The following is a 26,758-nucleotide window of genomic DNA, read 5'->3' on the forward strand; positions in this document are numbered from 1 at the left end:
CATGCGTTCGCACACCAGAGAAGGCCCGGATCCCTTTTGGGATCCGGGCCTTCGAGGTCGTGTGCGCATGGCCCACGATTTCAGTAGCGGGGACAGGATTTGAACCTGCGACCTCTGGGTTATGAGCCCAGCGAGCTACCGAGCTGCTCCACCCCGCGCCGTTGTGTTCACAACCCTAGCACGGCGCGGGATGGGCTTTGACCAGCTCGAACGCCGGTCGGCAGCGGCACCGCCACCGGGTGTCAGCCGGTGTCCGAGCCTCCGCCGGCCTCCTCGCTCGCGGAGGCGCCGGGACTGGCCTTGTCGTCCCCGTTCTTGTCCCCGGTGCCCTGGTCCGCCTTGGCCTGTGCGTCCTCGGCGCGCTGCAGCGCCTCCTCCAGGTCCTTCTGCGCCTCGGCGTACGCGGTCAGGTCCTTCTGCTCCAGCGCCTTCTGGCCGGCGTCGAAGGCCTCCTGCGCGTCAGTGAGCGCTTCCCGGACCGTCGGGTTGGTGGACGTCGGCGGTGGCTCCGTCGTGTCCTGGCCGGGGTCCTCGCCGGTGTCCTCCGGTGGCTCCGGTTCGGCCGCCTGCGCTCCGAAGACCTTGTTGAGGGCTTCGTCGAGCGTGTTCTCGAAGGCCGTGTTGCCGCCGTAGCTCACCAGCACCTTGCGCAGCAAGGGGTACTTGAGGTCGCCACCGCGGACGTAGACCGGCTCGACGTACAGCAGCCCGCCGTCGAGCGGCACGGTCAGCAGGTTGCCGTACTCGACCTCCGAGTCGCCGCCTCTCAGCAGCCGGATGGTCTCGGCGATGTCCTGCTCCGAGTTCAGCTGACTCTGGACCTGTTTCGGTCCGTTGACGGTCGTGCTGGTGGGCAGTTTGAGGATTCTGATCTTCCCGTAGCCGTTGGTTCCCGCCTCGGCGTCGACCGCCATGAACGCGCTGAGGTTGTCACGTCCGTTGGGCGTGAACGTCGTCGTCAGCGAGAACGCCTGCTGCTTCTGGTCGGGCATCTTCATGCTCAGGTAGTACGGCGGCACCGCGTCGCCCGACTTGTTGGTCGGGTCGTCCGGCACCTGCCACACCTCGCTGCCGCTGAGGAACGTGTTGGCGTCCTTCACGTGGTAGCGCGTGAGCAGCTCGCGCTGGACCTTGAACAGGTCCTGCGGGTAGCGCAGATGCTCCATCAGGTCCTTGGAGATCTCGTCCTTGCCCTGCACCGTGTCGGGGAACGCCTTCATCCAGGTCTTGAGGACCGGATCCTGGGTGTCCCACTGGTACAGCTTCACGTCACCGCTGTACGCGTCGACGGTCGCCTTCACGCTGTTGCGGATGTAGTTGACCTGGTTCTCCTGGGCCACCACCGCGCGCTGGTCGTTGGCCGCGGTCAGCGAGTCCGCCGTGGTGTCGCCGAGCGTCGTACGGGAGGCGTAGGGATAGCCGTTCGTCGTGGTGTACGCGTCGACGATCCACTGGATACGGCCGTTCACCACCGCCGGGTAGGCGTCGCCGTCGATGGTCAGCCACGGGGCGACCGCCTCGACGCGCTCCTTGGGCGTGCGGTTGTAGAGGATCTTCGAACCCTCGCCGATCGCACCGGAGTAGAGGATCTGCGGCTCGCTGAACGCCGCCGCGTACGCCGCGCGGTTGACCGGGCTGGACAGGTCGACCCCGCCGTCCCCCTTGTAGCTGAAGGTCTTCTCCCCCGAGTCGTCGGAGTAGTCGATCTCCTTCTGGGGACCGCCGACGATCGAGTACGTGGTGGTCTTCTCGCCGTAGTAGACCCGCTGCTCGTACGTGCCCAGGTCGCCCTTGGACGGCAGGTCGGACTCCGTGAAGACCGGGCGTCCCTCGGAGTCGACCGCCGTGCCCTTGGCCGCGACCACGCCGTAGCCGTGGGTGTAGCGGAAGTGGTTGTTGATCCAGTTCTTCTTCGGGATGCCGGCCAGGTTCAGCTCGCGCAGACCGATGACCGTGTCCTGGTCCTTGCCGTCCTTGGAGTAGCGGTCGACGTCGAGGTTGGTCGGGAACGCGTAGTAGTTACGCATCTGCTGGAGCTGCTGGAACGTGGGCGAGATGACGTTCGGGTCCATGATCCGGATGGACGCGGCGGCATTCGCGTCGTCCCGGAGCTTGGTCTTGTCCTTGGTCTCGGCCACTCCCGGATAGTCGGAGACCTGGGTGCCCTGGATGCCGTAGGCCTCGCGCGTGGCCGCCAGGTTCTTCTCGACGTACGGCGCTTCCTTGGCCTGCTCGTTCGGCTGGACCTGGAACTTCTGGACCAGTGCCGGGTACAGGCCGCCGATGAGGATGGCGGAGAGGACCATCAGGCCGAAGCCGATCACGGGCAGCTGCCAGGTGCGCCGCCACAGGGTGGCGAAGAACAGCAGCGCGCAGATGACGGCGATGCAGAACAGGATGGTCTTGGCCGGCAGGTAGGCGTTGGCGTCGACGTACCTGAGGCCGGTCCAGCTGTCGGTCGCCTTGAAGTCGCTGGACTTCACCGCCAGCCCGTACCGGTCCAGCCAGTAGGCGACCGCCTTGAGGGCGACGAAGACGCCGAGGAGCACCGACAGGTGTCCGGTGGCGGCGGCCGTGGCGCGCGCGCCCGGGCTGGTGACGCGCAGCCCGCCGTACAGGTAGTGCGTGAGCGCGGCGGCGATCACCGAGATGATCACGGCGGCGAAGCCGAAGCCGAGCAGGAACCGGTACCAGGGCAGGTCGAACGCGTAGAAGGAGACGTCCAGCTTGAACTGGGGGTCCTTCTGCCCGAAGGACACGCCGTTGACCCACATCAGCCAGGTCCGCCACTGACCGGACGCCGAGGCGCCGGCGATCAGGCCGACCAGCGCGGTGATGCCGAGCAGCAGCCACTTCTTGTACGGGGCGATGCCCATCCGGTACCGGTCGAGGTTCTGCTGCTCCATCGACATGGCGCTGAGCGGCGGGCGCAGGCGGTGGGCCAACCAGATGTTGAACCCGACGGCGAGCGCCATCAGCAGGCCGAAGACGAAGAAAAGCCCGATCTTGGTCCACAGGGTCGTCGTGAACACCGACGAGTAGTTGACCGACTTGTACCAGAGCCAGTCCGTCCAGAACCCGGCGAACATGGTGAACGCCATGAGGAGCACTGCGAGGACACCAAGTGTCAGCAGCAGGGTTCGGACACGCCGGGACGGGCGGCCCACTCTGATCCGCGGCCCCGACGGGGGGCCTCCGCCGCGGTCCGGCATCTGGAAAGCCAAGGTGCGCACCTCGAAGTTCGCTGTTGATCCGTCAGGCCCTCGGGTTCGCGGGCCCCCCGTGGGCCCCCGTGATCGAGGGCCCACACTTATGCAACTTACTCATCGTTTACTCGGTTCCCGATTCGGGCCAGTAACGAGGCAGGATTGTGACCATGTCCAACACCCCCATGGCTGCGAGCCCCCTCACCCGGGCCGTACTCGAGATCGACGAGTACGTCTCCGGGCTCGGCTGGGACCAGCCCGCACGCCTTTTTGCACTTGTCGACACCGCGCGGCTGAGGACCGATCAGCCCTCACTCGCGGACCGGCTCGGCCTTCAGGACGAACCGGACACTTCCGGCCTGACCCCGATCGAGCAGGACGAGATTCCAACGGACCAGCCGCTCGACGACTTCCTGGGCACCATCGCCTGGCCCGACGCGGTGGTCGGCTGCGCGCTCGCCGTGGAACGCCTGATGCTGCCGCCGTCCGCCGAGGCTCAGGTTCCGGAGGGCCTGAACGAGGCGGGGCTGGCGCGGTGGGTGGCGGAGCACCCGGACCGTCAGGAGGTCCGCATGACGGTCGCGGTGCTGCGCGACGGTGCCCGCGACTCGGCCCTGCGGCTGCGCGAGAAGGACTCCGCCACCGAGGTGCTCACCGGTTCCGACCTGGTGCCGGGTCTGGCCCAGGCGCTGACCGCGACCTTCGCCGAGTAGCCCGGCCGCCCGCCGGCTACCCCTTCGCGCACTCGGGCAGGTCGGAGGTCTTCCCGGAGCGGATGTCGCGCAGCGCGCCGAGGGCGTCGTCGATGGTGTCCACCTTCACGAGGGTGAGCCCGTCGGGGACGTCCGCGGCGGCGGTCGCGCAGTTGTCGGCGGGCGTCAGGAAGTACTGGGCGCCCTTGCCGCGCGCGCCGATGGTCTTCATGCTGATGCCGCCGATCGGACCGACCTTGCCGGTGTCGTCGATCGTCCCGGTGCCGGCGACGAAGCTGCCGCCGGTGAGGTCGCCCGGCGTGAGCTTGTCGTAGATGCCGAGGGCGAACATCAGGCCGGCGCTCGGACCGCCGACGTCGGCCAGCTTGATGTCGATGGAGAACGGGAACGTGTGGTCGGTCCCGGCGGAGATGCCGACGATGGCCCGCTTCTCCCCCTTGTCGTCGGAGGCCTCGGTGGTGATCTTGACCTGCTCCGTCTTCGTGGGCGTCCGGCGCTCCTTCTCCGCGTCGGCCTGCTCGTCGGCGGGCACGATCGTGAAGACGACGTCCTCTCCGGGCTTGTGCTTGGTCACCAGCTCGGCGACGTCGGCGGGCTCCTTGACCGTCGTACCGTCCACGGCCCTGATCACGTCACCGGCGTGCAGCCTGCCCTGCGACGGGGAGTCCTTGACGACCGTGGAGACGACCACCGAGGACTTCACCGGGATGTCGAGCGCCTCCAGGGCGGCGACCTTCGCGCTCTCCTGGGACTGGCTGAACTCCTCGGCGTTCTCCTGGGTGGCCTCTTCCTCGGTCTTGCCGTCCGGGTAGATCGTGTCGTGGGGCACCACACTGTTGTCGTGCGCCAGCCAGCCGTAGACCGCCTCCACGAGGTTCATCTTGTACTCGGCGCTGGTGACCCGGACGGTGGTCATGTTCAGGTGACCGCTCGCCTCATAGGTCTTGCGGCCGGAGATCTGCAGCACCGGCTCGCCGTCGTGGTCCCCGAGGGTGTTCACTGTCGGCCCGGGTGACATCTCCGAGTAGGGCACGGGGATGAACACACCCGCGCACAGGATCGCGATCAGCATCAGGGTGGAGGCGAGCATCGTCGCAGTGCGGCGTGGCATGGCACGACAGTACGGGACGCGGCTGTCGGAACACCGTCAGGGCGGGTCCCCTCAGGCACCGGTGCGGGGCTTCTCCATGGCCTCGCGGAACCGGGCGTACCCGTCCAGTTCGGGACCGTCGCTGCGGGCCTTGCGGGTGCGGTTGGCCCAACTGCCCCACAGCCCGGCACCGACGGCGGCCACAAGCGGAATCAGCAACCAGGCAAGCGCTGCCATGCCCGACCTCCCAGCCCCATGAACGTCCGCAACTGACTGATCAGCAGATTAACCATCCGCAGTGACAACGCTCACGCCGGGGGGCGGGTTACGCAACCGGAGCCGGGTGGGGGGAACGGCAGGGCCGGGAGGGGGGAACGGTAGGGCCAGGAGGGGGTCGGCGGCACCCTTCAGCAGGCGCCCACCCACTCCTCGGTGCCGTCGGAGAACGTCTGGTGCTTCCAGATCGGCACCTCGTGCTTCAGGTCGTCGATCAGCTTCCGGCAGGCGTCGAAGGCCTCACCCCGGTGCGGGCAGGAGACGGCGACGACCACGGCGAGATCCCCGACCTCCAGGTCCCCCACGCGGTGGACCGCGGCGAGCGCCCGTACGGGGTACTCCGCGACGACCTTCTCGGCGATGCGGCGCATCTCGGCCTCGGCGCTGGGGTGGCACGAGTACCCGAGCCGGTCGACATCGGTGCCCCCGTCGTGGTTGCGGACGGTCCCCACGAACAGCGCGGTCCCGCCGGCCGCGTCGTCCCCGACGGCCCGGAAGACCTCGTCCACGGACAGGGGGGTCTCGCGGACGCCGATCAGCTTGACGGGGTCCGCTGCGGCCAGCTCACCGGGGTGGTCGTTGGTTGCCATACGCCCATCGTGCCGCACGTCGCGGACGACACGGAATAGCGTGATCGCCCGGCACGCGCGCGTACCGCGTTGGAGCGTCCTACAGGGGTGCCGTCCACCGCGGACGCCGGATGCGGCGCCCGCGCGGTGGCCCGGGACGTCAGATGCGGCGCCGGGCCTTGCGGGCCCGCCGTACCACCGCCGCCGCGCCCAGCAGCGCCACCGTCGCGCCCGCGGCTCCCGCGGCCGTCGCGTCCTTGCGGCCGAGGCGGCGCCCGGCGACGGTGTGCCGTCCGGAGACCTCGTCCAGCAGCTCCGAGAGCACCTCCTCGTTGGTGTACTTCGGCCGCCATCCCGCGTCGTGCAGCCGGCTGCCGCTCACCACCCAGGGGTACATCGTGTACGCCAGGTCACCGGCCGGGGAGGGTGTCAGTCCGATCCGGTGCAGCCGGGCCGCCGCGCCGAGGGCGACCGCGGACGGCAGCTCCATGCGCCGGACGCCGCTCAGCTCCTCGACCTCCTCCTGTTCCAGCCAGCCGTCGCACCCCACGGCCAGCTCGCCGTCGGCCTTCTCCAGGACGGCGTACTCCAGGGCGCTGCACAGGTCCTCGACGTGGCAGAACTGCCAGGCCGGCCGCGAACCGGCCACCACAAGAAGTCGGGGCGACTCGAAGTACCTGGTCAGCGCGGTGTCCATGCCTCCGACCAGTACCGCGGGCCGGACGACGGTCACGTTGAGTCCGGGGTGCGCCCGCGGGGCGCGCCGGGCCAGCCGTTCGATCTCCAGCAGGTCCCCGACGCCCGTCGCCTCGGCCGTGGCGCGCAGCTCGGCGTCCTCCGACAGCGGCAGCTCGTTGTCCGGGAGGGCGCCGTAGACCATCGCCGAGGTGCAGAGCACGACCCGGTGGACGCCGGCCGCCGCGGCGGCGGTCAGGACGGTCTGCGTCCCCCGGACGTTGTAAGCCGTCCGGGCGGCCGCGTCGGTCTCCAGGTCGAGGTCGAGCGCCAGGTGCACCACGACGTCCGCACCACGGAGTTTCTCCGCGATGGCGGGGTCCCGTACGTCCAGGATCTGCCACCGTGCCGCCTCGCACTCGCCGCGTCGCTCGTCGATGGCCACGACCTGTCTGACCTCGTCGGACGCGGCCAGCCGCGCGGTGAGCAGCGCCCCGACCCCGGACGCGGCACCGGTGACCGCGACCACGGGTCCGCGCGCGCCGGGGCGGAGGGAACTGGTTGACTGGTTTCGCGCTGCGCGAACCTGCGGATCTGGGGAACTCACCGGGCGTCTCCAGCGGTTGTCTTCAGTACGAGCGCGAGCGACGCGTGCGTACCAGGTGGCATCCATCCTGCCGCAGGCCGTCAGTCGGCGAAGCACCGAGGCCCGAACCGCCCCGGGTGTCTACGCTGGGTGGTGAAGTCGGGCAGCCGTGCCGCCGGAAAGAACCGGCGGCCCTACCAGCCGAGGAACCCCGTGAGTGACACCCCATTCGGATTCGGCCTTCCGCCGGAGGAGCCGGACGACGGCGACGAGGGCAAGAAGAAGGACCAGCAGAGCGGCGGTGGTCAGGGACCGGCCAACCCGTTCGGATTCGGGATGCCCGGAGCCGGTGGCCTGGGTGGCCCCGGTGCGGACAACCCGTTCGCTGCCATGTTCGGTTCCATGAACCCCAACGACCTGGGCGCCGCGTTCCAGCAGCTGGGCCAGATGCTCTCCTACGAGGGCGGCCCGGTGAACTGGGACATGGCCAAGCAGATCGCCCGCCAGACGGTCTCGCAGGGCACGCCGGACGGCCGCAAGGACGCCAGCGTCGGCCCCGCCGAGCGCAATGCGGTCCAGGAGGCCGTGCGCCTGGCCGACCTGTGGCTGGACGACGCGACCGCGCTCCCGTCGGGCTCGGGCACCGCGGTGGCCTGGAGCCGTGCGGAGTGGGTCGAGGCGACTCTGCCGGCCTGGCGGGAGCTGGTCGACCCGGTCGCCGAGCGCGTCGGCAACGCCATGGGCGACGTGCTGCCGGAGGAGATGCAGGCCATGGCGGGCCCGCTGATCGGCATGATGCGGTCCATGGGCGGCGCCATGTTCGGCACGCAGATCGGCCAGGCCGTCGGCGTGCTCGCCGGCGAGGTCGTCGGTTCGACCGACGTGGGCCTCCCGCTCGGTCCGGCGGGCAAGGCCGCGCTGCTGCCGGCGAACATCGAGGCCTTCGGTCAGGACCTCGGCGTGCCGCAGGAGGAGGTGCGGCTGTACCTCGCCCTGCGTGAGGCTGCCCACCAGCGTCTCTTCGCGCACGTGCCGTGGCTGCGCTCGCACCTGTTCGGCGCCGTCGACGGGTACGCCCGTGGCATCAAGGTCGACACGGCCAAGCTGGAGGACGTGGTCGGGCAGTTCGACCCGCAGAACCCCGAGCAGCTGCAGGAGGCGCTCCAGCAGGGCATGTTCCAGCCGGAGGACACGCCGGAGCAGAAGGCGGCCCTGGCCCGGCTGGAGACGGCCCTGGCGCTCGTCGAGGGCTGGGTGGACGCGGTGGTGCACTCCGCCGCCAAGCCCAGGCTGTCCTCGGCCGACGCGCTGCGCGAGACGCTGCGCCGCCGTCGCGCCTCCGGCGGCCCGGCGGAGCAGACCTTCGCCACGCTGATCGGTCTGGAGCTGCGCCCCCGCCGGCTGCGGGACGCGTCCCGCCTGTGGGCCTCCCTCACGGACGCGCGCGGCGTCGACGGCCGGGACGGCCTGTGGGCCCACCCGGACATGCTGCCGACCGCCGACGACCTGAACGACCCGGACGGCTTCGTCCACCGCGAGCAGCTCGACTTCTCCGAGCTGGACAAGATGCTCGGCGAGGCGGCCGGCAAGCCCGACCTGAAGAAGAAGGACGCGCCGGGCCAGGACGGGAAGGGCCCGGACGAGAAGGGCCGGGACGACGCCGCCGACGGGAAGGCCGAGGGCAAGGGCGACGACACCGAGTGAGCCTCCATGACGACGCGGTCCTGGTCCTGAAGGGTCACCAGGGCCAGGACGAGCTGCGTCAGGTCTATCTGGACCATCTGGCCGCCCACCCGGACGGCGTATGGAAGGCGTGCGGGGACGGGCACATCACGGCGAGCGCGCTGGTGATCGACCCCTCACGCGGGCGGGTCCTGCTGACCCTGCACAAGAAGATGCGGATGTGGCTCCAGATGGGCGGCCACTGCGAACCCGTCGACGCGACGCTGGCGCGGGCTGCCCTGCGCGAGGCCACCGAGGAGTCAGGCATCGACGGCCTGGCGCTGGCCCCCGGTGGCCCGGTGCGGCTGGACCGGCACCACACGCCCTGCGCTTGGCACCTCGACGTCCAGTACGCGGCGGTGGCACCGGCCGGGGCCGTGGAGGCGATCAGCGACGAGTCCCTCGACCTGCGCTGGTTCCCGTACGCGGAGGTCGCGGAGGTCGCCGACGACTCGGTGGTACGTCTGCTGGAGGCGACGCTCGCACGGATCTGAGCCGTGCGGGACGTACGGGAGCGACCGCCACGGCCGTGGGGTGGCGGCAGCCGTACAGGACGACCGCACAGCCGTAAGGGGTGACCGCCAGGCGATCACCCCTTACCGACGCTCCCTACGGCACACGCCGCGCGCTCAGCTCCAGACGTTGCCCTGGTTCTGCCCTCGCGCCCCCTGCTGGCCCATGCCGTACTGGGCCGCGACACCGGAGCCGACCTGGGCGTTCTGCGGCGGCAGCAGCTCGCTGGGCTGGACGAGCGCGAAGCCGCTGCCCATGAAGCTCAGCTCCCAGCCCTCGCCGGTGTTGCCTCGGCGCCGCCACACCCCGGAGGAGTGCGTCTGGGCCTGCATCTGCACCCGGAGGCCGGTGGACCAGGCGACGATCGCGTCGGCGTCGCAGTTGACGTACTTCTCCGGCGTCACCTGCATGAACAGGGGCACGCCCGACGTCATCAGGGCGACCTTGCCGCGGCCCGTGATGTTGAGCTGGTACTTCCCCGAGCCGGAGATGCCGTAGAGGCTGTCCACGGCGATGACCTCGTGGTGCAGGGACGAGTCCATCGCCAGCACGTAGCTGCTGTCGACGGTGAGACCGTCCTGGTCGACGTCGACCACGTGGACGCACTGGGCGAGGTTGGCGAAGAACACCGTGCCCTGGCCGTGGCAGCGCATCAGGTCCAGGCCCTCACCGGTGTGCGCACGCGCGCGTGACTGGTTGTTGCTCTGGTACTCGGCGTCGAACTCGACGAGACCCTGGTAGGCGACCATCGTGCCCTTGCGGGCGAGCACGTCGTCGTGGCCCTCCAGGGCGACACGGAGCATGTGCTTGTTCTGCAGGCTCCAGGCTTCCTGGGTCTGCTGGTCGTTGTAGGCGAAAATCGGGCTCTGCATGATGGTGGCTCCCCCTCAGCCCCGCGCCCGGAGGCGGTCGGTGCTGTCCTCGCTGGGCTGGACGACGACGATGCCCTGACCGGAGAAGGCCATCTGGAAGGCCTCGCCGCTGCCGCGGCCGATCAGCGACTGCGCCTTGAAGCTGCGCTTGCCCTTCACCTTGAGGTTCGGGGACCAGGCGACCAGTGCGTCCGGGTCGACGTACGTCTCGTCCTCACCGCCGCCGCAGTCGACCACGATCGGCTTGCCCCGTGAGGTGAGCGCGACCCAGCCCTGCCCGGAGATCCTGGTGTTCCACAGGCCCTGCCCGGCGAACTTCGCGAGGCCCTTCACCCGCTCCACGCCCCACGTCAGGTGGGCGTCGAAGGCGAGGAGGTTGGTGGCGTTGACGGAGATCCCGTCGCCGTTGAGGTTGATCACGACGACGTTGGCGCCGTAGTCGGCGAGGTAGAGCAGTCCGTCGCCGGAGCACTTCATGAGGGGCGCGCCCTCGCCGGTCATCCAGTCCTTGGCGATCTGGCGGACGGCCGGCGGGTTGGGCTCGTACTGGACGAAGCCCTCATAGGCGACCATCGACCCCACGCGCGCGAGGAGGTCGTTGCCGGTCTGCATGGCGACCTTCAGCATGTGGTTGCCGTGGTTCTCCATGCGGGCGGTGACGGGTGCGGGGGCGTAGCCCGCGAGCGGCTGGTTCATCTCGGGCTCTCCCTCAGATCTCGTACGGCTGGACGACGACGAAGCTGCCGGGCGCCGCCCGGAACTGGAGGTTGACGCTCTCGCCGGTGTCGCCCGCGTAGGAGTTGCGGCGCATCCGCACCTGGCTGGAGACGACCACCTGGGCCGCGGCGGACCACGCGACCACCGCGTTGCAGTCGGCGAACGTCGTGGGCGTGACCGGCAGTACGACGGGCACGCCGCGCGTCTTGACGACGATCGTGCCGGTGCCCTGGAACTGCATGGTGAACAGCGCGCCACCGGGGATGCCGTGCCCCTCGATGCGGCGGACCTCGTAGTGGAGGCTCTCGTCGAAGGCCAGGACGTTCTCCGCGGAGACGCACACGGCGTCGCCCTGAAGCTCGATGGGGTGCAGCATCGCGGAGTTGTCCGCGAGAAACACCTGTCCCTTGCCGGTACAGCGCATGAGCTGCATCTCCTGGCCGGTCGCGTTGCCCACGACCCGCCCGGCGAACCCGGCGCCCTTGTAGCTGAAGTCGACCTTGCCCTGGTAGAGCACCATGCTGCCCTGCCGCGCCAGCACCGGCTGGCCTTCGGCGCCGAGGTCGACGCGGACCAGCTTCTTGTTCTGCTGGGTCCAGCGCTGCCCGGTCGCCGTCTCGCGGAACTGCTGGAGCGCCGCGGTGACGCCGGCGCCCTGCGGCGCGCCCGAGGGCACTCCCTGGGGTGCGCCCTGGGCGGCCTGCTGGCCGTAGCCCGGAGGCGGGGTGGGCTGTCCGTAGCCGGGGGGCGCGGTCGGCTGACCGTGGCCGGGCGGCGGGGTCGGCTGTCCGTAGCCGTGCGGCGGGGGTGGGGCCTGGGGGGCTTGAGGTGCCTGGGGCTGGCCGTAGCCGGGGGGCAGGGGCGCCGTCTGGCCGGGGACCTGGCCGTGCGGCGCGGGCGCCGGGGCCGGTGGCGGTACCGGGGCGCCGCCGGGCGGCGTGTGCATGGGCGCGACGATGGTCTGCGCGGCGTGCACATCCGGGGCGGGAGCCTGTGGCGGGGTGGCGGCGGGCGGGGGAGCGAAGCCCTGCGGCGCGGGCTGCGCGGGCGGCGGCGTCGGCGCCGGTGCCGGTGCGGCGGGGGCGCCGAAGGCCGGCGGGGCCGAAGCCTGGGCGGGCGGCGGCGCGAAGCCGGGAGCGGCACCGGTCTGCGGCTGCTGCGCCTGCGGCTCGGGTGCCTCCTCCTCGGCCACCTCGCCGCCGAAGTTGCGCAGCAGCGCGTCCAGCCCGCCGTCGAAGCCCTGGCCGACGGCGGCGAAGCGCCACACGTCCTTCAGATAGAAGTCGCCCAGCATCACCGCGCGCTCGGTGGAGAACTCGGAGCCGTTGAACGGGTACCGGGCCACCTCCTCGCCGCCCGCGACGATGCGGATGTAACCGGGCCCCACCTGCGACATCTGTCCCGCGCCGTCGATCGTCGCCGTGAAGGACAGCTTCTGGACGCCCTGCGGAATCCTGTCGAGGGTGACCCGGAAGGACTCCGTGTCGCCCGCCTGCGCACCCAGGAGCTGGATGGACTCCTCGGGGGTCTTCGGTTGGTTGAAGAACACGAAGTACCGGTCGTCCGACAACCGCTCCTCGGCGTCGAGACCGAAGCAGCTGATGTCGAAGCTCAGTCCGGGGCCGGAGATCTGCACGCCTACGTACAGATCCGTGCCCGCGGTGAGGTCACTGATCCTGGCCTTGTGGCCGCGTTGAAATTCCCTGGCCATGCGTTTCGACCGTCCCCCATCCGAATGTGAGTGCGTCGCGACAGGCTAACGGCAAAGCCCGACACCGGAGGAAGTCGGTACAGACCCGGTACGAAACCCGTGCGCCACCGTGTCGGAGGCCCGACCGGGGGCCCGGGGCAGAGGCCCGACCGGGGCCCGGCTACTCGTTGCGCGCGCCGGGTACGTGCGGCAGCCGCTCCGCGGCGACCACGCCCTCCAAGTAGCCCCGCGCCCGCTCGGTGCGCGGATACGCCTCCAGCAGCCGCCAGAACCGGGGCCCGTGGCCGGGGACGAGCAGGTGCGCCAGTTCGTGGAGCAGGACGTAGTCGACGACGTACTCGGGCATGCCCTGGAGGCGGTGTGACAACCGGATGCTTCCCTCGGAGGGGGTGCAGGAGCCCCAGCGGGTGTTCTGGTTGGTGACCCAGCGGACCGAGGTGGGCCGCGCGCGCCCATCGAAGTACTGGCCCGACAGCCGCTGCGCGCGCTCGGCCAGCTCGGCGTCGCCGAGGACCCGCTTGCTCTCCTGGGCGGCGAGCTTGTCCAGCATCACGCTCACCCAGCGTTGCTCCTCCGCCTCGGACATCCGGGCGGGGATCAGCACGACGGTGCGATCGCCTTCGCGGTACGCGGAGACCGTCCGGCGGCGCCGGGTGCTCCTGCGGACCTCGATCGCGCTCGTCCCCGAGCCGTTCGGCGGCGGATTCGTGGGCGTGCGCTGGGGCGCCCCGGCACGGTGCAGTGGGTCGGCGGACACGCCACGACGTTACCCGCTGCACACGGGGAAGTCCCGGCTCCGGGACGGTTCGGTGCCGATCCGCCGCGCCTCCTTCGAGAGGACTGCGGTGGACGGCCGAGTTGTACGCCGAGCTGCCCGTCGGACTTGTACGACGAATACCCACCGCCTGTGGACAACTTTCGCCGCCTCTTCTCACGGCCGGGCATGCTGGCACTCGTCGGCCGTTTCACGACCGACCGCGTGCCCGCACATTCGAAGATCACGAAGATCACGGGGGATCCGGAATGCATCCGATGGTGAAGCCCGCGCTCCGGCGCGGCTGGCGCGATCTGAACACCGTGCAGTTCGGAATGACACCGGCGCACGCGCTGACGCTCGCCCCGGTGGACACGGCGACGGGCAGCTTCCTGGAACTGCTCAACGGCACCCGCGGACCGAAGCTCCTGCGTGAGGAGGGGCACCGCATGGACCTGCCGGAGGGGCATGCCGACCGGGTGGTGGAGGGACTGGCGAGGGCCGGGCTGCTGGACGACGCCACGGGCGGCGGACCGGCCGCCGACGCCCTGCGGGAGAAGAAGGAGGTCCTCGACCGGCTCCGCCCCGACCTGGCCTCACTGTCCCTGACCACCTCCGAACCGGGGGACGCGATCAGACACCTGGCGGCCCGCCGTGCCCTGCGGGTGAGCGTGAGAGGTGCGGGACGGGTGGGCGCGGTACTCGCCGGCCTGCTGTCGGGGGCGGGGATCGGCGAGGTGGACGTCCGCGACGGCGGACGGGTCGAGCCGTGGGACGTCGCCCCGGGCGGACTGCCGGTCGACTCCGTCGGCGACCGGCGGGACGAGGCCGCCCGTCGGATGGTGCGCCGGACCGCCCCCGACCGGCCGCCGCGGCGTGGCCCAGCGGCGCCGTCCGAGGCGGACACCGCGGGCTTCTCCCTGGTGATCGTCACCCCACGCGACGACGTGGCGGTGCACACACCCGATCCCGTCGCGGCCGAGTCCCTCATGGCCTCCGGAACACCCCACCTGTATGCCGGGGTCGTGGAAGGGACGGGTGTCGTCGGCCCCCTGGTCCTGCCCGGCGAGACCGGGTGCGCGGGCTGTCTGCACGCGGAGCGCACCGACCGGGATCCGGCCTGGCCCCGCCTGGTGGCCCAGTGGCGTTCCGGCCGCCGGCCCGAGGTGCGGCCCTGCGACCTCACTCTCGCGGCGACAGTCGCCGGATTCGCGGCGGCCCACGCCCTCGCCTTCCTGGACGGCGGGAGCCCGTCGAGCACCGGCGTCCGCTGGGAGGTCTCGCTGCCCGGTCTGCGCTGGCGGTCCCGTCCGGTCCGGGCCCACCCCGAGTGCCCGTGCGGAGCGGCGGGGAAGGGTAAGGAGGAACACATCGCCGAGGACGGGGAGGAGCGCGCGACAATGGCGGGGCAAGGGCCGTCAGCAGAAGTACGCCGTGAGGCGGAACCCGCGCGGCCGGCTGCGACTTGGAGGGCTCATGTCTGATCTTCCCCGCAAGGCGGTCACCCGGACCGCCAAGCTCGCCGCGCTCCCGCTCGGCTTCGCCGGGCGGGCGACCTGGGGGCTCGGCAAGCGGATCGTGGGCGAGTCGGCGGAGCTCGTCGGCCAGCAGTTGCAGCAGCGCACCGCGGAGCAGTTGTTCAAGGTGCTGGGCGAGCTGAAGGGCGGGGCGATGAAGTTCGGGCAGGCGCTGTCCGTCTTCGAGTCGGCGCTGCCCGAGGAGGTCGCCGGGCCCTACCGGGCGGCGCTGACCAAACTCCAGGAGGCGGCACCGCCCATGCCGACGCGCACCGTGCACGCGGTGCTCGCCGAGCGCCTCGGGGAAAGCTGGCAGGACCTGTTCCTGGAGTTCGACGACAAGCCCGCCGCGGCCGCCTCGATCGGCCAGGTGCACCGGGGGGTGTGGCACGACGGCCGCGAGGTGGCGGTCAAGGTGCAGTACCCGGGCGCGGGCGAGGCCCTGCTGTCGGACCTCAACCAGCTCAGCCGTTTCGCCCGCCTGCTCGGCCCGCTGGTCCCCGGCATGGACGTCAAGCCGCTGATCACGGAGCTGAAGGACCGGGTCTCGGAGGAGCTGGACTACGACCTGGAGGCGCAGGCCCAGCGGATCCACGCCGAGGAGTTCGCGGACGACCCGGACATCCTGGTTCCGGACGTCGTCCACCAGTGCGACCAGGTACTGATCACCGAGTGGATCGACGGCATCCCGATGTCGGAGATCATCTCGGACGGCACGCAGGAGCAGCGCGACCGCGCCGGCCAGTTGCTGGCCCACTTCCTCTTCTCCGGCCCGGCGCGCACCGGACTCCTGCACGCCGACCCGCACCCCGGCAACTTCCGCCTGCTCCCCGGTGGCCCGGACGGCGAGGACGACTGGCGCCTGGGCGTGCTGGACTTCGGCACCGTCGACCGGCTCCCGGGCGGTCTGCCCGAGCCCATCGGGGAGGCCCTGCGGATGACGCTGGACGGCGAGGCGGACGCCGTCTACGAGATGCTCTGCGCGGAGGGGTTCGTCAGGGAGTCGATAGAGCTGGACCCCGACGCCGTTCTGGAATATCTCCTGCCGATCATCGAGCCGGCCCGGGTCGACGAGTTCACGTTCACCCGCGGCTGGATGCGGAGTCAGGCGGCCCGCATCGGCGACCCCCGCTCCCCCGCCTACCAGCTGGCCAAGCAGCTGAATCTGCCGCCGTCCTACCTCCTGATCCATCGAGTGACCTTGAGCACGATCGGGGTGCTGTGCCAGCTGGGAGCGACGGTCCGGCTGCGTGACGAGCTGGCCGACTGGCTGGTGGGCTTCGTCCCCGAGGAGGAGACGGACGAAGAGGAGGCCGCGGCCGTCGAGGACGCGTACAAGGAGTACGAGGAGGAGAAGGCGGCGGAGGCCTGAGCCGCCCGCGCCGAACGGACCGCGGGGGCCGGTCCGTTCGGACGGGCCGGCCCCCGCGGGCAGAGCTTCGTCTCCCGGGCCGGGAGACCACCGCTTCAGGTGTGTCGGTTACTGCATGACCGCCATGGCGAGCGCACGCCGGGCACGCATCGAGGCGCGCTCCGCCCGGCGCTGCATGCGGCGAGCGGTCGCCAGGCGCATCGCCCGGCGCTCCTGCTCCGCCTCGATCAGGCGGTCGTGCATATGCGCACGTGCCAGGGCTTCTGGGATGAGTTGCATTTCGCGGGTCCTGTTCTGACGCGAGTCCCTCGCGCCGGTGGTGGTGAAGTCTTCGGGCGCGGAGCCTGCGGTGTCGTGGGGGAACGGCTTCATCGGGGCCTGCTTCTGGGGGTCGTACGTGAGGGGGCGGTCGATCGTTCCGGTGATGTTCATGCCGAAACCGGGTTCTTGCGCGGGCGACCACGAGGCCGCTTCCGGGCGACGACGACACCCTGGACGAACAGCTCGCCGCCCCAGACGCCCCAGGGCTCACGCCGCTCCTTGGCACCGGCGAGGCAGGCCTCGATCAACGGGCAGGTGCGGCAGAGGGACTTGGCGTACTCGACGTCCGCCGGCGACTCGGCGAAGAAGACCTCCGGGTCGTAGGAACGGCAGGGGACGGGCACGCCGAGGTTCTCGATGGCGTCGTCGAGCGCGGTGAGCGCGGTGAGCGGGGTCAAGGTGGAGTCCTCCGTGGAACAGGGCTTGGGGATCGTGTCGGAAGGCGGTACGGACGGGGCGTGCGCTTCGAGTTGCACGGGTGGTCTTCCTCGTCTGGTCGTTCCGGCCGGTTGGCCGGGTGGCGGCTTGGTACCGGGTTCTTTTCTTGTCCCGAGGCTCCCTCGTGCTGTCGTCCGTTCGGGGACAAACAGAAGGGCCGCGGATCCCGGGTGGGGTTCCGCGGCCCTGAAGGCGCCGGCCTGATCGAGATCAGGCTGGATCACTCCAGGGTTCTGGCCCACGGAAGGCCCACATCAGGTGGTGCTGCGTCGTCTGCTTCCGGAATCCGGCACCGGTCGCGGTAAAGGCATAGGCCTGCGCCTGTGCCGTTACAGCTGCTTCCAGTGCCTTGGTCGGTCGCTCATTGCGCTCACGGACGGGAAGGCCCGCGGGGGCAACGGAGGAGGCGGCCGGACGCACGGCACGGATGCCGGACAGACCGGTGCCCGAGTTCGAGGCGCCGAGGATGCACAGGGAGACGGCCGAGCGATCGGTCATTTTGGCGGTGAAGCCGACGGTGCTGCTGGTCTTGATGCTGATCACTGGACTCGCCTCCTCTCGGCGTCTCGGGGGACTGGGATGAACCAGTCCGTGTATATGCAAGTACAACACGGAGTCAGGGCCTTCGGGAAGGCCGCTGTTCCCGTGACCAAGAACCTATGGGGATTCCCGGGGCATGCGCAAACTATTTTCTCGACGAGTTTGTATCAGTCGCCCTCGTCCAGCCCCACTCCCTCTTGACCTGCGCAGATGGCCAGGACGTCGGCTCCGTAGCGGTTGAGCTTGCGCGCTCCGACCCCCGGGATGCGGACCAGTTCCCGCTCGTCCTCGGGGACGGACTCGGCGATCGCCATCAGTGTCTTGTCGGTGAAGACGCAGAACGCGGGCTGCCCGCTGCGCCCCGCCTGGACCGCCCGCCACTCGCGCAGCCGCTCGTAGACGCCCTCGTCCATGTCGGACGGGCAGTCCTCGCAGCGCATCAGTTTCATCTCGCCGGCGTCGGTGAGCGTGCGCCCGCAGACACGGCAGCGGGCCGGCGTCCGCGGTGTCCGTCTCGGGACGGCGGCCGCGGCGCCGCCTCCTCCGCGGCCGTGCTCGACTCCTCCGGTGCCGCCCGCCGCGGCGTGCCCGCCCGCCGTGCCGGAGCCGGGCCGCAGGCCCTTGAGGAAGCGGCTGGGCCGACGGCTCGGCCTGCCGCCGGGCGAGCGGGCGAGCGCCCAGGAGAGGTGCAGGCGTTCACGCGCGCGGGTGACACCGACGTAGAGCAGGCGGCGCTCCTCCTCGATCTGCTCGTCGGTCTTTGCGTAGGTGATCGGCATCATTCCCTCGGTGACGCCGACCAGAAAGACGACGTCCCACTCCAGGCCCTTGGCCGAGTGCAGGGAAGCGAGGGTGACGCCCTGCACCGTGGGGGCGTGCTGGGCGCCCGCCCGCTCGTCGAGTTCCACGACCAGGTCGCTCAGCGTGACGCCCGCTCTCGCGGCGGCGAAGTCCTGGGCGAGCCCGACCAGGGCCGCCAGCGACTCCCAGCGTTCCCGCACGGCGCCCGAGCCGGCCGGGGGCTCCGAGGTCCAGCCCTCCCCCGACAGCACCGCGCGTACCTGCGAGGGCAGGTCGACGACGTCGTCCAGGAGGGAGTCGTTGCCGCCGAAGCGGGCCGCCGCCCGCAGGGCGCTGTGGGCCTTGCGCACTTCAGGACGGTCGAAGAAGCGCTCCGCGCCCCGCAGCTGGTACGGGACACCGGCGTCGGCGAGGGCCTGTTCGTAGGTCTCCGACTGGGAGTTGGTCCGGAACAGGACCGCGATCTCGGCCGCGGGAACGCCCGCGTCGACGAGTTCGCGGATGCGGCGGGCCGCGCCCTCGGCCTCGGCCGGCTCGTCCGGGTACTCGGTGTAGGCGGGCTCGGGGCCGGCCGGTCGCTGGGAGACCAGCTCCAACCGGTGGTCGGCGGCCCGGCCCCGGGCCTGGGCCAGCAGCCCGTTGGCGAGGTGGACCACCTGGGGGGTGGAGCGGTAGTCGCGGACCAGTTTGACGACGGTGGCACCGGGGTGCCGGACGCGGAAGTCGAGCAAGTGGTCGGGCGTTGCTCCCGTGAACGAATAGATCGTCTGGCTGGCGTCGCCGACCACGCACAGGTCGTCGCGGTCGCCGAGCCACAGCTCCAGCAGGCGCTGCTGGAGCGGGCTGACGTCCTGGTACTCGTCCACCACGAAGTGCTGGTACTGGGCGCGGACCTGATCGGCGACGTCGTGCCGGTCCTGCAGGACGGCCACCGTCAGCAGCAGCACGTCCTCGAAGTCGATGACTCCGCGACCGCGCTTGAGGTCCTCGTAGGCGGCGTACAGCTGGGCGATCTCCGCCGGGTCGCGGGGTGTCTCGCGACCGGCCTTGGCGGCCGCGGCGGCGTAGTCGGCGGGGACGGTCTGGGTGACCTTGGACCACTCGATCTCCGCGGTGGCGTCGCGCAGCTCACCCCGGTCGAGGCGGATGCGGCAGGCGGCGGCCGCGTCGGCGACGAGCTGGATCTTGCGGTCGACGAGCCTGGGCAGGGCGCCGCCGATCGCTTTCGGCCAGAAGTACTGGAGCTGGCGCAGCGCCGCCGAGTGGAACGTGCGGGCCTGGACACCGGAGGCGCCGAGCTGGCGCAGCCGGCCCCGCATCTCCCCCGCGGCGCGGTTGGTGAAGGTGACGGCGAGCACGCTGGTGGGCTGGAGGATCCCGGCGCGCACCCCGTAGGCGATGCGGTGGGTGATCGCCCGGGTCTTGCCCGTGCCGGCACCCGCCAGCACGCACACCGGTCCGCGCAGGGCGGTCGCCACCTCGCGCTGCTCGGGGTCGAGCCCTTCGAGCACCGCGTCGGCCGAGTCCGGTACCTGCGGGAAGAGGGTGGAGTGCGTTGCTGCTGTCACACCGCCATGCTGCCAGGTCTCGCGAGACGGGTGAGCCGGTTGTCCACAGGCACGCTCCGATAGTCGTACCCATGCCGATGTGAGGCATCACGGGGCGGGAATGGTGGCGCCTTCGCGGACGTTCCCCTCCTGCGACCTCATCCCCGAGCCGCCGGATCCCCGAGTCGCCGAAGGAGCGCGAGAGACATGCCGGGCACTGTGACGATGTACAGCACCACGTGGTGCGGCTACTGCCGCCGGCTGAAGAGCCAGATGGACCGCGAGGGCATCGCGTACACCGAGATCAACATCGAGCACGACCCGGACTCCGCGGCCTTCGTGGAGAAGGCCAATGACGGAAACCAGACGGTCCCCACGGTTCAGGTGATTCCCACCAACGGTGGCACCGAGGTCGTCATGACCAACCCGAGCCTCGCCCAGGTGAAGCAGGCGCTGGGCGCCTGACCTCCGCGAGACGCGGCCCCCGCCCCAGCCTCCTGCCGGTCGGGGGCCGCGGTGTTTCGTGCGCCAGGCCGGTCGGGCGCAGCAGCCGCAGCCGGGGCGGCAGCCGCAGCCGTCGCCCGCGGGCCCGGCCTTGCCCTCGTGCGTGCCGACGGCCGTGCTGTCGGCGGCGAGGACGAAGAACGAGACGGCGATGATCCGCAGCGTGGTCCGTGGCGGCCCGGCGCTCCACACCGCCCGGTCCGGGCCGCCGACCGGCCTCAGAACGCCGCGCGCGTCGGCAGTGGCCTGCCGTACCAGAGCTCGATGAGGCGGGCCGCGATCGAGATCCCGTAGGGCGGGAGCACCTCGCCCGACGCGAAGGCGGCGCCCAGCTCGTCGCGGGAGAACCAGCGCGCCTCGTGGATCTCGTCGCCGTCGACCTCGATGTCGGTCGACGTGGCGCGGGCCATGAAGCCGAGCATCAGGCTGGACGGGAAGGGCCAGGGCTGGCTGGCAACGTATTCGACGGGACCGACGGTGACCCCGACCTCTTCCTGGACCTCGCGGCGCACCGACTGCTCGATGGACTCGCCGGGCTCCACGAAGCCGGCGAGCGTGGAGAAACGGCCCTCGGGCCAGTGGACCTGGCGGCCGAGCAGTATGCGGTCGGCGTCGTCCGTGACGGCCATGATCACGGCGGGGTCGGTGCGCGGGTAGTGCTCGGCGCCGCAGGCGGGGCAGCGGCGGATGTGGCCGGCGGCGGCGATGACCGTGCGCTCGCCGCACCGGGAGCAGAACCGGTGCAGGCGCTGCCAGTTCTCCAGGGCGACCGCGTGGACCATCAGGCCCGCGTCGCGGGGGGCCAGGAGCAGGCCCGCCTCCCGCAGGCCCGCCGGCCGCGCCGACTGGTCCATGCGGCCGGGCAGGGAGTCCTTCTGGAGGGCGAAGTAGCTGACCCCGTCCTCGTCGGTGCCCAGGAAGTAGCGGTGCGCCTCGGTGAGCGGGGCCTCGAAGGAGGGGGTCATGACGAGCTCGGTGCGCCCGTCGGGCGTCTCGTCGATGAGAACCTGGCCGCCGGAGACCACGAAGCAGCGCGTCGAGGGGTGGCTCCATGCCGCCGCGAGCCAGGCCTCGTCGAGGCGGTGGTGGGCGGCGCGGTCGATGCCGCTCGGCGCGGTGAGCGAGATGGGACGGTCGGCGGTGCGGTCGGTCCAGGTGGTCACGGGTGCTTCCAACTCCCCCGGTGAGCGGTTCGGTTCGGCAGGCGGGTTCGGCGGGTCGTGGGGCGGCGGGGCGTGGGGCGGCGGGGCGCTCAGGGTGCGTGGCGCCAGTGCTCCCCCAGGTCGCCCCACAGGTGCGCGGCGGTCTCCACGCCCTTGAGCAGCAGGTCCAGCTCCACCTTCTCGTCGGGTGCGTGCCAGCCGTCGGACGGGACGGAGATGCCGAGGAACAGCACCGGGGTGCCGAGCACCTCCTGGAGGTCGGCGGCGGGTCCGGAGCCGCCCTCCCGCGTGTAGCGGACCGGTTTCCCGAAGGCCAGGCCCATCGCGCGGGCCACCGACCGCAGCGCCGGGTGGCCGAGCGGCGTCAAGCACGGGCGGGTGGCCGGGGCGAAGTCGATCTCGCAGCGGATCCCGGCGGGCACCTGTTCGTCGATCCACGCGCGGACGGCCTTCTCCACGTGCTCCGGTTCCTGGCCCGCGACCAGCCGGAAGGAGAGCTTCACCATGGCGGACGACGGGATGATCGTCTTGCTGCCCGGGCCCTGGTAGCCGCCGCCGATGCCGTTGACCTCGGCGGTGGGGCGGGCCCAGACACGTTCCAGTGTGGTGTGGCCGGCCTCGCCGTGGGCGGCGTACGACTTGGCCGTGTCCAGCCACCGCTGCTCGTCGAAGGGCAGCTCGGCGAAGAGGTCGCGTTCCTCGTCGGTGAGTTCGATCACGCCGTCGTAGAAGCCGGGGATCGTCACGCGCGCGTGCTCGTCGTGCAGGGCCGCCACCAGGCGGGCGACCGCGGTGGCGGGGTTGGGGACCGCGCCGCCGAAGGAGCCCGAGTGGATGTCCTGGTCGGGGCCGTGCAGTCGGATCTCGCATTCCGCGAGGCCGCGCATGCCGGTGCACACCGTGGAGGTGTCCTCGGACCACATGCCGGTGTCGGAGACGATCACCGCGTCGGCGGCGAGCCGGTCGGCGCGCTCCTCGACCAGGGCGCGGAAGTGCGGGGAGCCGGACTCCTCCTCGCCCTCGATGAGCAGCTTGAGGTTGACCGCGGGGGTGGTGCGGCCGGTGGCGGCCAGGTGGGCACGGACGCCGAGGGTGTGGAAGAACACCTGTCCCTTGTCGTCCGCCGCCCCGCGCGCGTAGAGGCGGTTCTCGCGGACGACCGGTTCGAAGGGGTCGCTGCTCCAGCCGTCCTCGCGGGCGGCGGGCTGCACGTCGTGGTGGCCGTAGACGAGGATCGTCGGTGCCTGGGGGTCTTCGGAGGGCCACTCGGCGAAGACGGCCGGGGCGCCCGGGGTGGGCCAGACCTCGGCGGTCCCGAAGCCGGTCTCCTTCAGCTTGGCGGCGAGCCAGTCGGCGCTGCGGCGCACATCGGTCGCGTGGTCGGGCTGCGCGGACACCGACGGGATGCGCAGCCAGGCGACGAGGTCGTCGAGGAAGGCGGCACGGTGCTGCTCGATGTACGTACGGACAGCGCTGACAGCATTGTCAACGGGGTGGCTCATACTCACGAGCCTATCGGCCCGCACGGACACCCCGATCGTGCGGTTCGTCACCGACCGGTTCGGCCAGCAGCAGGTTCTCCAGCGCGGCGCGGTCCGGCAGCCGGTCGGGCCGGACGACCTCCCCGGTGCGTACGTAGAGGAAGGCGGCCGTCACCGACTCCAGCGGTACGTGCTGCTGCTCGGCCCAGGCGAGGCGGTAGAGCGCGAGCTGGAGCGGGTCCGCGGTGCGGGACCGGCTCGTCTTCCAGTCGACGATCTCGTACGTCGCCGTGGTGCCGTCGCCCTCCTTGTAGACGGCGTCGATACGGCCGCGCACGACCCGGCCGGCGAGCGTGAGCTGGAACGGTGCCTCGACGCGGTGGGGGGTGCGGCGAGCGTACTCGGTCCGCTCGAAGGCCTCCTTGAGGAACTCCAGGTCCTGCTCGTCGGCGATCTCGGCGTCGTCGCCGGGCAGTTCCCCCGGTTCCAGCAGGGGGAGCGTCAGCGGTTCGAAGCGTGCCTCGACCCAGGCGTGGAATCGGGTGCCGCGGCGGGCGGCGGGCCGGGGCGGGCGGGGCATGGGGCGGGCCAGCTCCTGTGCAAAGCCGTCCGGGTCGGCCGCCAGGTCCAGCAGCTGGGAGGCGGTCAGCGACGCCGGGAGGGGCACCTCGGTGACGCTCTCGCGGGCGCGCAGCAGTTCGCCGGTGAGGGCGTCGAGGTCGCGGTCCCAGGAGGCGACGGTGCGGGACTCCTCCGGGGTGAGGCGGGCGGGGGCGTCCGGTACAGGGGCGTGCTCGGCGGCGTCCTGTACGGGGCCGTGCTCGCGGGATGCGGGTCGGGGCAGGTCGGGACCGCCGGGCCGTCCCGGAGCGGTCGCCTGGTGCGGGACGGTGGGGCGGTCCGTGGTCCAGGAGTCCCAGTCGCCGGCCGGGTTCTCGGACCCCGCGGGATCGGCTTCCTCCAGGGGTGGCTCCTCGTCCTCGGGGGGCGGCGGCCAGTCGGGGTCGTCGTAGGTGTCCGGGTCGTGCGGGGCGGTGTCCTCCTGTGTGGCGAGGCGGTCCAGGTGGGCGAGGACGGTCGCGGCGGCGGCCCGGCGCCGGGCGAGGGCCTCGTCGTCCAGGGGCAGCGGCCAGACCTGGTCGGCGGTGGCCCGGTGCAGGGCCGGGTTCTCCTCGTCCTCGGCGGGTTCGTCCGCCCAGGCCTCGATCTCGCCGTGCCCGGCCGCGCAGTGCTCGTACAGGGCCGTGAGGAAGCCGGACGGCCCCCGGGGCTTCTTCTGGGTGGGTCCCCACCAGTGACCGGAGCCGAGCAGCAGGGAGCGGGGGCGGGTGAAGGTGACGTAGCCGAGACGGAGTTCCTCGGTGTGCTGATGCTCCTTCATGGCCTCGTGGAAGGCCTTCAGGCCGCGGGAGTCCCAGGACTCGACGTCGGGCAGGGTGTCGGAGTCGCCGCGCAGCCCGTGCGGGAGCACCTTGCCCTGGGCGGTCCACTTCTCGCGGCCCCGGCCACTGGGGAAGGCGCCCGTGACCAGGCCGGGTACGGCGACCACGTCCCACTCCAGGCCCTTGGAACGGTGCGCGGTGAGCACCTTGACGGTGTTCTCGCCGCCGGGCAGGGCGTTGTCGAGGCCCTTCTCGTACTGGGCGGCGGTGCGCAGGAAACCGAGGAAGGCGAGCAGGGTGGCCTCGCCGTCGCTCGCGGCGAAGGAGGCGGCGACGTCCAGGAAGTTCGACAGGGTCTCGCGGCGGCGGGCGGCCAGGGCGTGCGGGGACGCCGACAGCTCGACCTCCAGGCCGGTGACGGCGAGGACGCGGTGCAGTACGTCCATGAGGGGGTCGGACAGGGCCCGGCGCAGCTCCCGCAGCTCGGTGGCCAGCCGGGCGAACCGCACGCGCGCGTCCGGTGAGAAGGGCAGCCCGTCGTCGTCCCCGGTGCCGTCCAGCGGCGTCTCCAGGAAGGTGTCGAGCGCGTCGGCGAGCGATATCACCTCGGAGGGGTCGACTCCTTCGACGGCCTCGGCGAGCCTCCGGTCGGGGTCGTCGTCGCCGTCCACGCGCGTGTGGCTCACCAGACGCCGTGCGCGGCGGCCGAGGAGGGCGAGGTCGCGCGGGCCGACGCGCCAGCGGGGGCCGGTGAGCAGCCGCACCAGGGAGGCGTTGGCGCCCGGGTCCTGGAGCACTTCGCAGACGGCGACCAGGTCGGCCACCTCGGGCAGGTGCAGCAGCCCGGAGAGGCCCACGACCTCGACGGGGACGTCCCGGGCCACCAGCGCGCCCTGGATCTCGGCGAAGTCGGTCGCGGTACGGCACAGGACGGCGATCTCCCCGGGCGCCTGGCCGGTGCGCACGAGGTGGGCGACGGAGTCGGCGATCCAGTCGATCTCCTCGGCGTGGGTGCGCAGCAGGGCGCAGCGGACGACGCCGTCGCGTTCGGCGCCGGGGGCGGGGCGCAGGGCCTCCACGCCCGCGTGCATGGCGCGCAGGGGCTCGGCGAGGCCGTTGGCCAGGTCGAGGAGTCTGCCGCCGCTGCGGCGGTTCTCGCTGAGCGCCTGCAGGGTGGCGGGGCGGCCGTCCGCGTTTTCGAAGTGGGCGGGGAAGTCGTCGAGGTTGGCCACGGAGGCGCCGCGCCAGCCGTAGATCGCCTGGCAGGGGTCACCGACGGCGGTCACCGGGTGGCCGGTGCCGCCGCCGAACAGGCCCGCCAGGAGGACGCGCTGGGCCACCGAGGTGTCCTGGTACTCGTCGAGCAGCACGACCCGGAACTCGTCGCGCAGGACGCGGCCCACCTCCGGGAGCCCGGCGAGCCGCGCGGAGAGGGCGATCTGGTCGCCGAAGTCCAAGACGTCCCGTTCGCGTTTGGCGGCGCGGTAGCGGATCACCAGGCCGGCCAGTTCGCGCCGTGCGGCCGCGGCCTCGGGGACCTTGCGCAGCTCGGCGTTGCTGAGCCGGACCCCCTGGAGGGAGTCCAGGAGTCCGGCGTCCCAGGTGAGCAGTTCCTCGGGACGGACGAGGTGCTCGGCGAGTTCGGAGTCGAGGTCGAGCAGGTCGCCGACCAGGTCGGGAAAGGAACGGGTGAGGGCCGGGTAGGGGCCTGGGGCCTCACGCAGCACCCGCGCGGCCAGCTGGTAGCGGGTGGCGTCGGCCAGGAGCCGGGAGGTCGGCTCCAGTCCGAGCCGCAGGCCGTGGTCGGTCAGGAGGCGGCCCGCGAAGGCGTGGTACGTCGAGATCACGGGTTCGCCCGGCGGGTGGTCCGGGTCGATCACGTCCGGGTCGGTGACGCCCGCGCGGATCAGGGCCTTGCGGACCCGCTCGGCCAGTTCACCGGCCGCCTTGTTGGTGAAGGTGAGGCCGAGGACCTGCTCCGGGGCGACCTGGCCGGTGCCGACCAGCCACACCACACGCGCCGCCATGACCGTGGTCTTTCCCGACCCGGCTCCGGCCACGATCACCTGCGGGGCAGGCGGCGCGACGATGCAGGCCGTCTGCTCCGGGGTGAAGGGGATCCCGAGGAGCTCCTTGAGCTGATCGGGATCGGTGAGATGGGCAGGCACGTCAGAGAGGCTAGCGGCGGCCACCGACATTGATCCTGATAGTCAGGTTCCGGTGGTCGTGACTCTGCCGCTGACTGAGGTCCTGCTGGACTGTCCTCTGGCTGTTCTGTCCGGCCACCG

The 26,758-nt window shown here is 71.5% G+C and carries 22 protein-coding genes and 1 tRNA gene; 6 read left to right on the top strand and 17 right to left on the bottom strand.

All coding sequences use genetic code 11. The annotated features are described in order from the left end of the window. Positions 1-84: 84 nt before the first annotated feature. A tRNA-Met gene (locus tag ACFW01_RS11650) sits at positions 85-158 on the bottom strand. Between the two features lie 84 nt (positions 159-242). Further along, positions 243-3,212: a UPF0182 family protein gene (locus tag ACFW01_RS11655; RefSeq protein WP_234955408.1), complete on the bottom strand. Its 2,970-nt coding sequence runs from the start codon at positions 3,210-3,212 to the stop codon at positions 243-245. Positions 3,213-3,376: 164 nt separating this feature from the next. Here ACFW01_RS11655 and ACFW01_RS11660 point away from each other — a divergent pair, with 164 nt between their 5' ends. Beyond that, positions 3,377-3,919, top strand: coding sequence for a PPA1309 family protein (locus ACFW01_RS11660; protein ID WP_384503152.1), 543 nt, complete (start codon positions 3,377-3,379; stop codon positions 3,917-3,919). A 16-nt stretch (positions 3,920-3,935) separates the two neighbouring features. On the opposite strand, the gene ACFW01_RS11665 is transcribed toward ACFW01_RS11660, so the two are convergent. The 4 genes from ACFW01_RS11665 to ACFW01_RS11680 all read right to left on the bottom strand — a co-directional run bounded on the left by ACFW01_RS11665 (position 3,936) and on the right by ACFW01_RS11680 (position 7,136). After that, positions 3,936-5,030: a PDZ domain-containing protein gene (locus tag ACFW01_RS11665; RefSeq protein ID WP_234954806.1), complete on the bottom strand. Its 1,095-nt coding sequence runs from the start codon at positions 5,028-5,030 to the stop codon at positions 3,936-3,938. Positions 5,031-5,081: 51 nt separating this feature from the next. Further along, positions 5,082-5,246 (bottom strand): hypothetical protein, encoded by a 165-nt coding sequence (locus tag ACFW01_RS11670; protein ID WP_007444545.1) that lies wholly within the window; start codon positions 5,244-5,246, stop codon positions 5,082-5,084. A gap of 170 nt (positions 5,247-5,416) precedes the next feature. Continuing rightward, the gene (locus ACFW01_RS11675; protein WP_125491918.1) at positions 5,417-5,875 is read right to left on the bottom strand and encodes a molybdenum cofactor biosynthesis protein MoaE; all 459 of its coding nucleotides are present in this window, start codon (positions 5,873-5,875) and stop codon (positions 5,417-5,419) included. A 139-nt stretch (positions 5,876-6,014) separates the two neighbouring features. Continuing rightward, a complete protein-coding gene (locus ACFW01_RS11680; protein WP_234954808.1) occupies positions 6,015-7,136 on the bottom strand; it encodes an SDR family oxidoreductase in 1,122 nt (373 codons plus the stop codon). 192 nt (positions 7,137-7,328) lie between these two features. Here ACFW01_RS11680 and ACFW01_RS11685 point away from each other — a divergent pair, with 192 nt between their 5' ends. Further along, positions 7,329-8,819: a zinc-dependent metalloprotease gene (locus ACFW01_RS11685; RefSeq protein ID WP_384503155.1), complete on the top strand. Its 1,491-nt coding sequence runs from the start codon at positions 7,329-7,331 to the stop codon at positions 8,817-8,819. Further along, positions 8,816-9,331, top strand: a complete 516-nt coding sequence (locus ACFW01_RS11690; RefSeq protein ID WP_234954812.1) for an NUDIX hydrolase — start codon at positions 8,816-8,818, stop codon at positions 9,329-9,331. The genes ACFW01_RS11685 and ACFW01_RS11690 overlap by 4 nt, the downstream gene beginning before the upstream one ends. A gap of 135 nt (positions 9,332-9,466) precedes the next feature. Here ACFW01_RS11690 and ACFW01_RS11695 read toward each other — a convergent pair whose 3' ends face one another. The 4 genes from ACFW01_RS11695 to ACFW01_RS11710 all read right to left on the bottom strand — a co-directional run bounded on the left by ACFW01_RS11695 (position 9,467) and on the right by ACFW01_RS11710 (position 13,407). Then, positions 9,467-10,222 (bottom strand): AIM24 family protein, encoded by a 756-nt coding sequence (locus ACFW01_RS11695; protein ID WP_234954814.1) that lies wholly within the window; start codon positions 10,220-10,222, stop codon positions 9,467-9,469. A 15-nt stretch (positions 10,223-10,237) separates the two neighbouring features. Next, positions 10,238-10,918: an AIM24 family protein gene (locus ACFW01_RS11700; protein WP_064729728.1), complete on the bottom strand. Its 681-nt coding sequence runs from the start codon at positions 10,916-10,918 to the stop codon at positions 10,238-10,240. A gap of 13 nt (positions 10,919-10,931) precedes the next feature. Further along, positions 10,932-12,650, bottom strand: coding sequence for a TerD family protein (locus ACFW01_RS11705; RefSeq protein WP_384503158.1), 1,719 nt, complete (start codon positions 12,648-12,650; stop codon positions 10,932-10,934). A gap of 160 nt (positions 12,651-12,810) precedes the next feature. Further along, a complete protein-coding gene (locus tag ACFW01_RS11710) occupies positions 12,811-13,407 on the bottom strand; it encodes a M48 family metallopeptidase (protein ID WP_234954816.1) in 597 nt (198 codons plus the stop codon). A gap of 266 nt (positions 13,408-13,673) precedes the next feature. Here ACFW01_RS11710 and ACFW01_RS11715 point away from each other — a divergent pair, with 266 nt between their 5' ends. Together ACFW01_RS11715 and ACFW01_RS11720 are read left to right on the top strand one after the other, a co-directional pair. Beyond that, positions 13,674-14,888, top strand: coding sequence for a TOMM precursor leader peptide-binding protein (locus ACFW01_RS11715; protein WP_234954817.1), 1,215 nt, complete (start codon positions 13,674-13,676; stop codon positions 14,886-14,888). Next, entirely contained in the window at positions 14,881-16,293 is a 1,413-nt protein-coding gene (locus tag ACFW01_RS11720; RefSeq protein WP_234954818.1) for an AarF/ABC1/UbiB kinase family protein, read from the top strand. The genes ACFW01_RS11715 and ACFW01_RS11720 overlap by 8 nt, the downstream gene beginning before the upstream one ends. Before the next feature lie 108 nt (positions 16,294-16,401). Here the strand turns inward: ACFW01_RS11720 and ACFW01_RS11725 are convergent, their stop codons facing one another. The 4 genes from ACFW01_RS11725 to ACFW01_RS11740 all read right to left on the bottom strand — a co-directional run bounded on the left by ACFW01_RS11725 (position 16,402) and on the right by ACFW01_RS11740 (position 19,961). Next, positions 16,402-16,725 carry a hypothetical protein gene (locus ACFW01_RS11725; RefSeq protein ID WP_234954819.1) on the bottom strand — a complete coding sequence of 108 codons (324 nt, stop codon included), beginning with the start codon at positions 16,723-16,725 and terminating at the stop codon, positions 16,402-16,404. Then, a complete protein-coding gene (locus ACFW01_RS11730) occupies positions 16,722-17,090 on the bottom strand; it encodes a WhiB family transcriptional regulator (RefSeq protein WP_003973786.1) in 369 nt (122 codons plus the stop codon). Before ACFW01_RS11730 ends, ACFW01_RS11725 begins: the two co-directional genes overlap by 4 nt. Positions 17,091-17,262: 172 nt before the next feature. Continuing rightward, complete coding sequence (locus ACFW01_RS11735; protein ID WP_234954820.1) at positions 17,263-17,595, bottom strand: hypothetical protein; 333 nt, start codon at positions 17,593-17,595, stop codon at positions 17,263-17,265. A 164-nt stretch (positions 17,596-17,759) separates the two neighbouring features. Then, a complete protein-coding gene (locus ACFW01_RS11740) occupies positions 17,760-19,961 on the bottom strand; it encodes an ATP-dependent DNA helicase UvrD2 (RefSeq protein WP_384503162.1) in 2,202 nt (733 codons plus the stop codon). A gap of 186 nt (positions 19,962-20,147) precedes the next feature. On the opposite strand from ACFW01_RS11740, the gene ACFW01_RS11745 reads away from it, so the two are divergent. Further along, positions 20,148-20,405, top strand: coding sequence for a mycoredoxin (locus ACFW01_RS11745; RefSeq protein WP_234954822.1), 258 nt, complete (start codon positions 20,148-20,150; stop codon positions 20,403-20,405). A 257-nt stretch (positions 20,406-20,662) separates the two neighbouring features. Here the strand turns inward: ACFW01_RS11745 and nudC are convergent, their stop codons facing one another. From nudC to ACFW01_RS11760, 3 genes are all read right to left on the bottom strand, one after another. Continuing rightward, complete coding sequence (gene nudC / locus ACFW01_RS11750) at positions 20,663-21,607, bottom strand: NAD(+) diphosphatase (protein ID WP_234954823.1); 945 nt, start codon at positions 21,605-21,607, stop codon at positions 20,663-20,665. An 89-nt stretch (positions 21,608-21,696) separates the two neighbouring features. Further along, a complete protein-coding gene (locus tag ACFW01_RS11755; protein ID WP_234954825.1) occupies positions 21,697-23,109 on the bottom strand; it encodes a dipeptidase in 1,413 nt (470 codons plus the stop codon). Positions 23,110-23,119: 10 nt separating this feature from the next. Beyond that, positions 23,120-26,638 carry a UvrD-helicase domain-containing protein gene (locus ACFW01_RS11760; protein WP_384503164.1) on the bottom strand — a complete coding sequence of 1,173 codons (3,519 nt, stop codon included), beginning with the start codon at positions 26,636-26,638 and terminating at the stop codon, positions 23,120-23,122. Positions 26,639-26,758: the final 120 nt, after the last annotated feature.

Source organism: Streptomyces sp. NPDC058985 (assembly GCF_042740985.1).
Classification (GTDB): domain Bacteria; phylum Actinomycetota; class Actinomycetes; order Streptomycetales; family Streptomycetaceae; genus Streptomyces.

Excerpts from the sequence above, each read along its gene's own strand:
- ACFW01_RS11655 (WP_234955408.1), bottom strand. The coding sequence starts at position 3,212 with ATGCCGGACCGCGGCGGAGGCCCCCCGTCGGGGCCGCGGATCAGAGTG.
- ACFW01_RS11755 (WP_234954825.1), bottom strand. The coding sequence starts at position 23,109 with ATGAGCCACCCCGTTGACAATGCTGTCAGCGCTGTCCGTACGTACATC.
- ACFW01_RS11720 (WP_234954818.1), top strand. The coding sequence starts at position 14,881 with ATGTCTGATCTTCCCCGCAAGGCGGTCACCCGGACCGCCAAGCTCGCC.
- ACFW01_RS11745 (WP_234954822.1), top strand. The coding sequence starts at position 20,148 with ATGCCGGGCACTGTGACGATGTACAGCACCACGTGGTGCGGCTACTGC.
- ACFW01_RS11715 (WP_234954817.1), top strand. The coding sequence starts at position 13,674 with ATGCATCCGATGGTGAAGCCCGCGCTCCGGCGCGGCTGGCGCGATCTG.
- ACFW01_RS11705 (WP_384503158.1), bottom strand. The coding sequence starts at position 12,650 with ATGGCCAGGGAATTTCAACGCGGCCACAAGGCCAGGATCAGTGACCTC.
- ACFW01_RS11660 (WP_384503152.1), top strand. The coding sequence starts at position 3,377 with ATGTCCAACACCCCCATGGCTGCGAGCCCCCTCACCCGGGCCGTACTC.
- ACFW01_RS11725 (WP_234954819.1), bottom strand. The coding sequence starts at position 16,725 with ATGAACATCACCGGAACGATCGACCGCCCCCTCACGTACGACCCCCAG.
- ACFW01_RS11695 (WP_234954814.1), bottom strand. The coding sequence starts at position 10,222 with ATGCAGAGCCCGATTTTCGCCTACAACGACCAGCAGACCCAGGAAGCC.
- ACFW01_RS11700 (WP_064729728.1), bottom strand. The coding sequence starts at position 10,918 with ATGAACCAGCCGCTCGCGGGCTACGCCCCCGCACCCGTCACCGCCCGC.
- ACFW01_RS11675 (WP_125491918.1), bottom strand. The coding sequence starts at position 5,875 with ATGGCAACCAACGACCACCCCGGTGAGCTGGCCGCAGCGGACCCCGTC.
- ACFW01_RS11665 (WP_234954806.1), bottom strand. The coding sequence starts at position 5,030 with ATGCCACGCCGCACTGCGACGATGCTCGCCTCCACCCTGATGCTGATC.
- ACFW01_RS11670 (WP_007444545.1), bottom strand. The coding sequence starts at position 5,246 with ATGGCAGCGCTTGCCTGGTTGCTGATTCCGCTTGTGGCCGCCGTCGGT.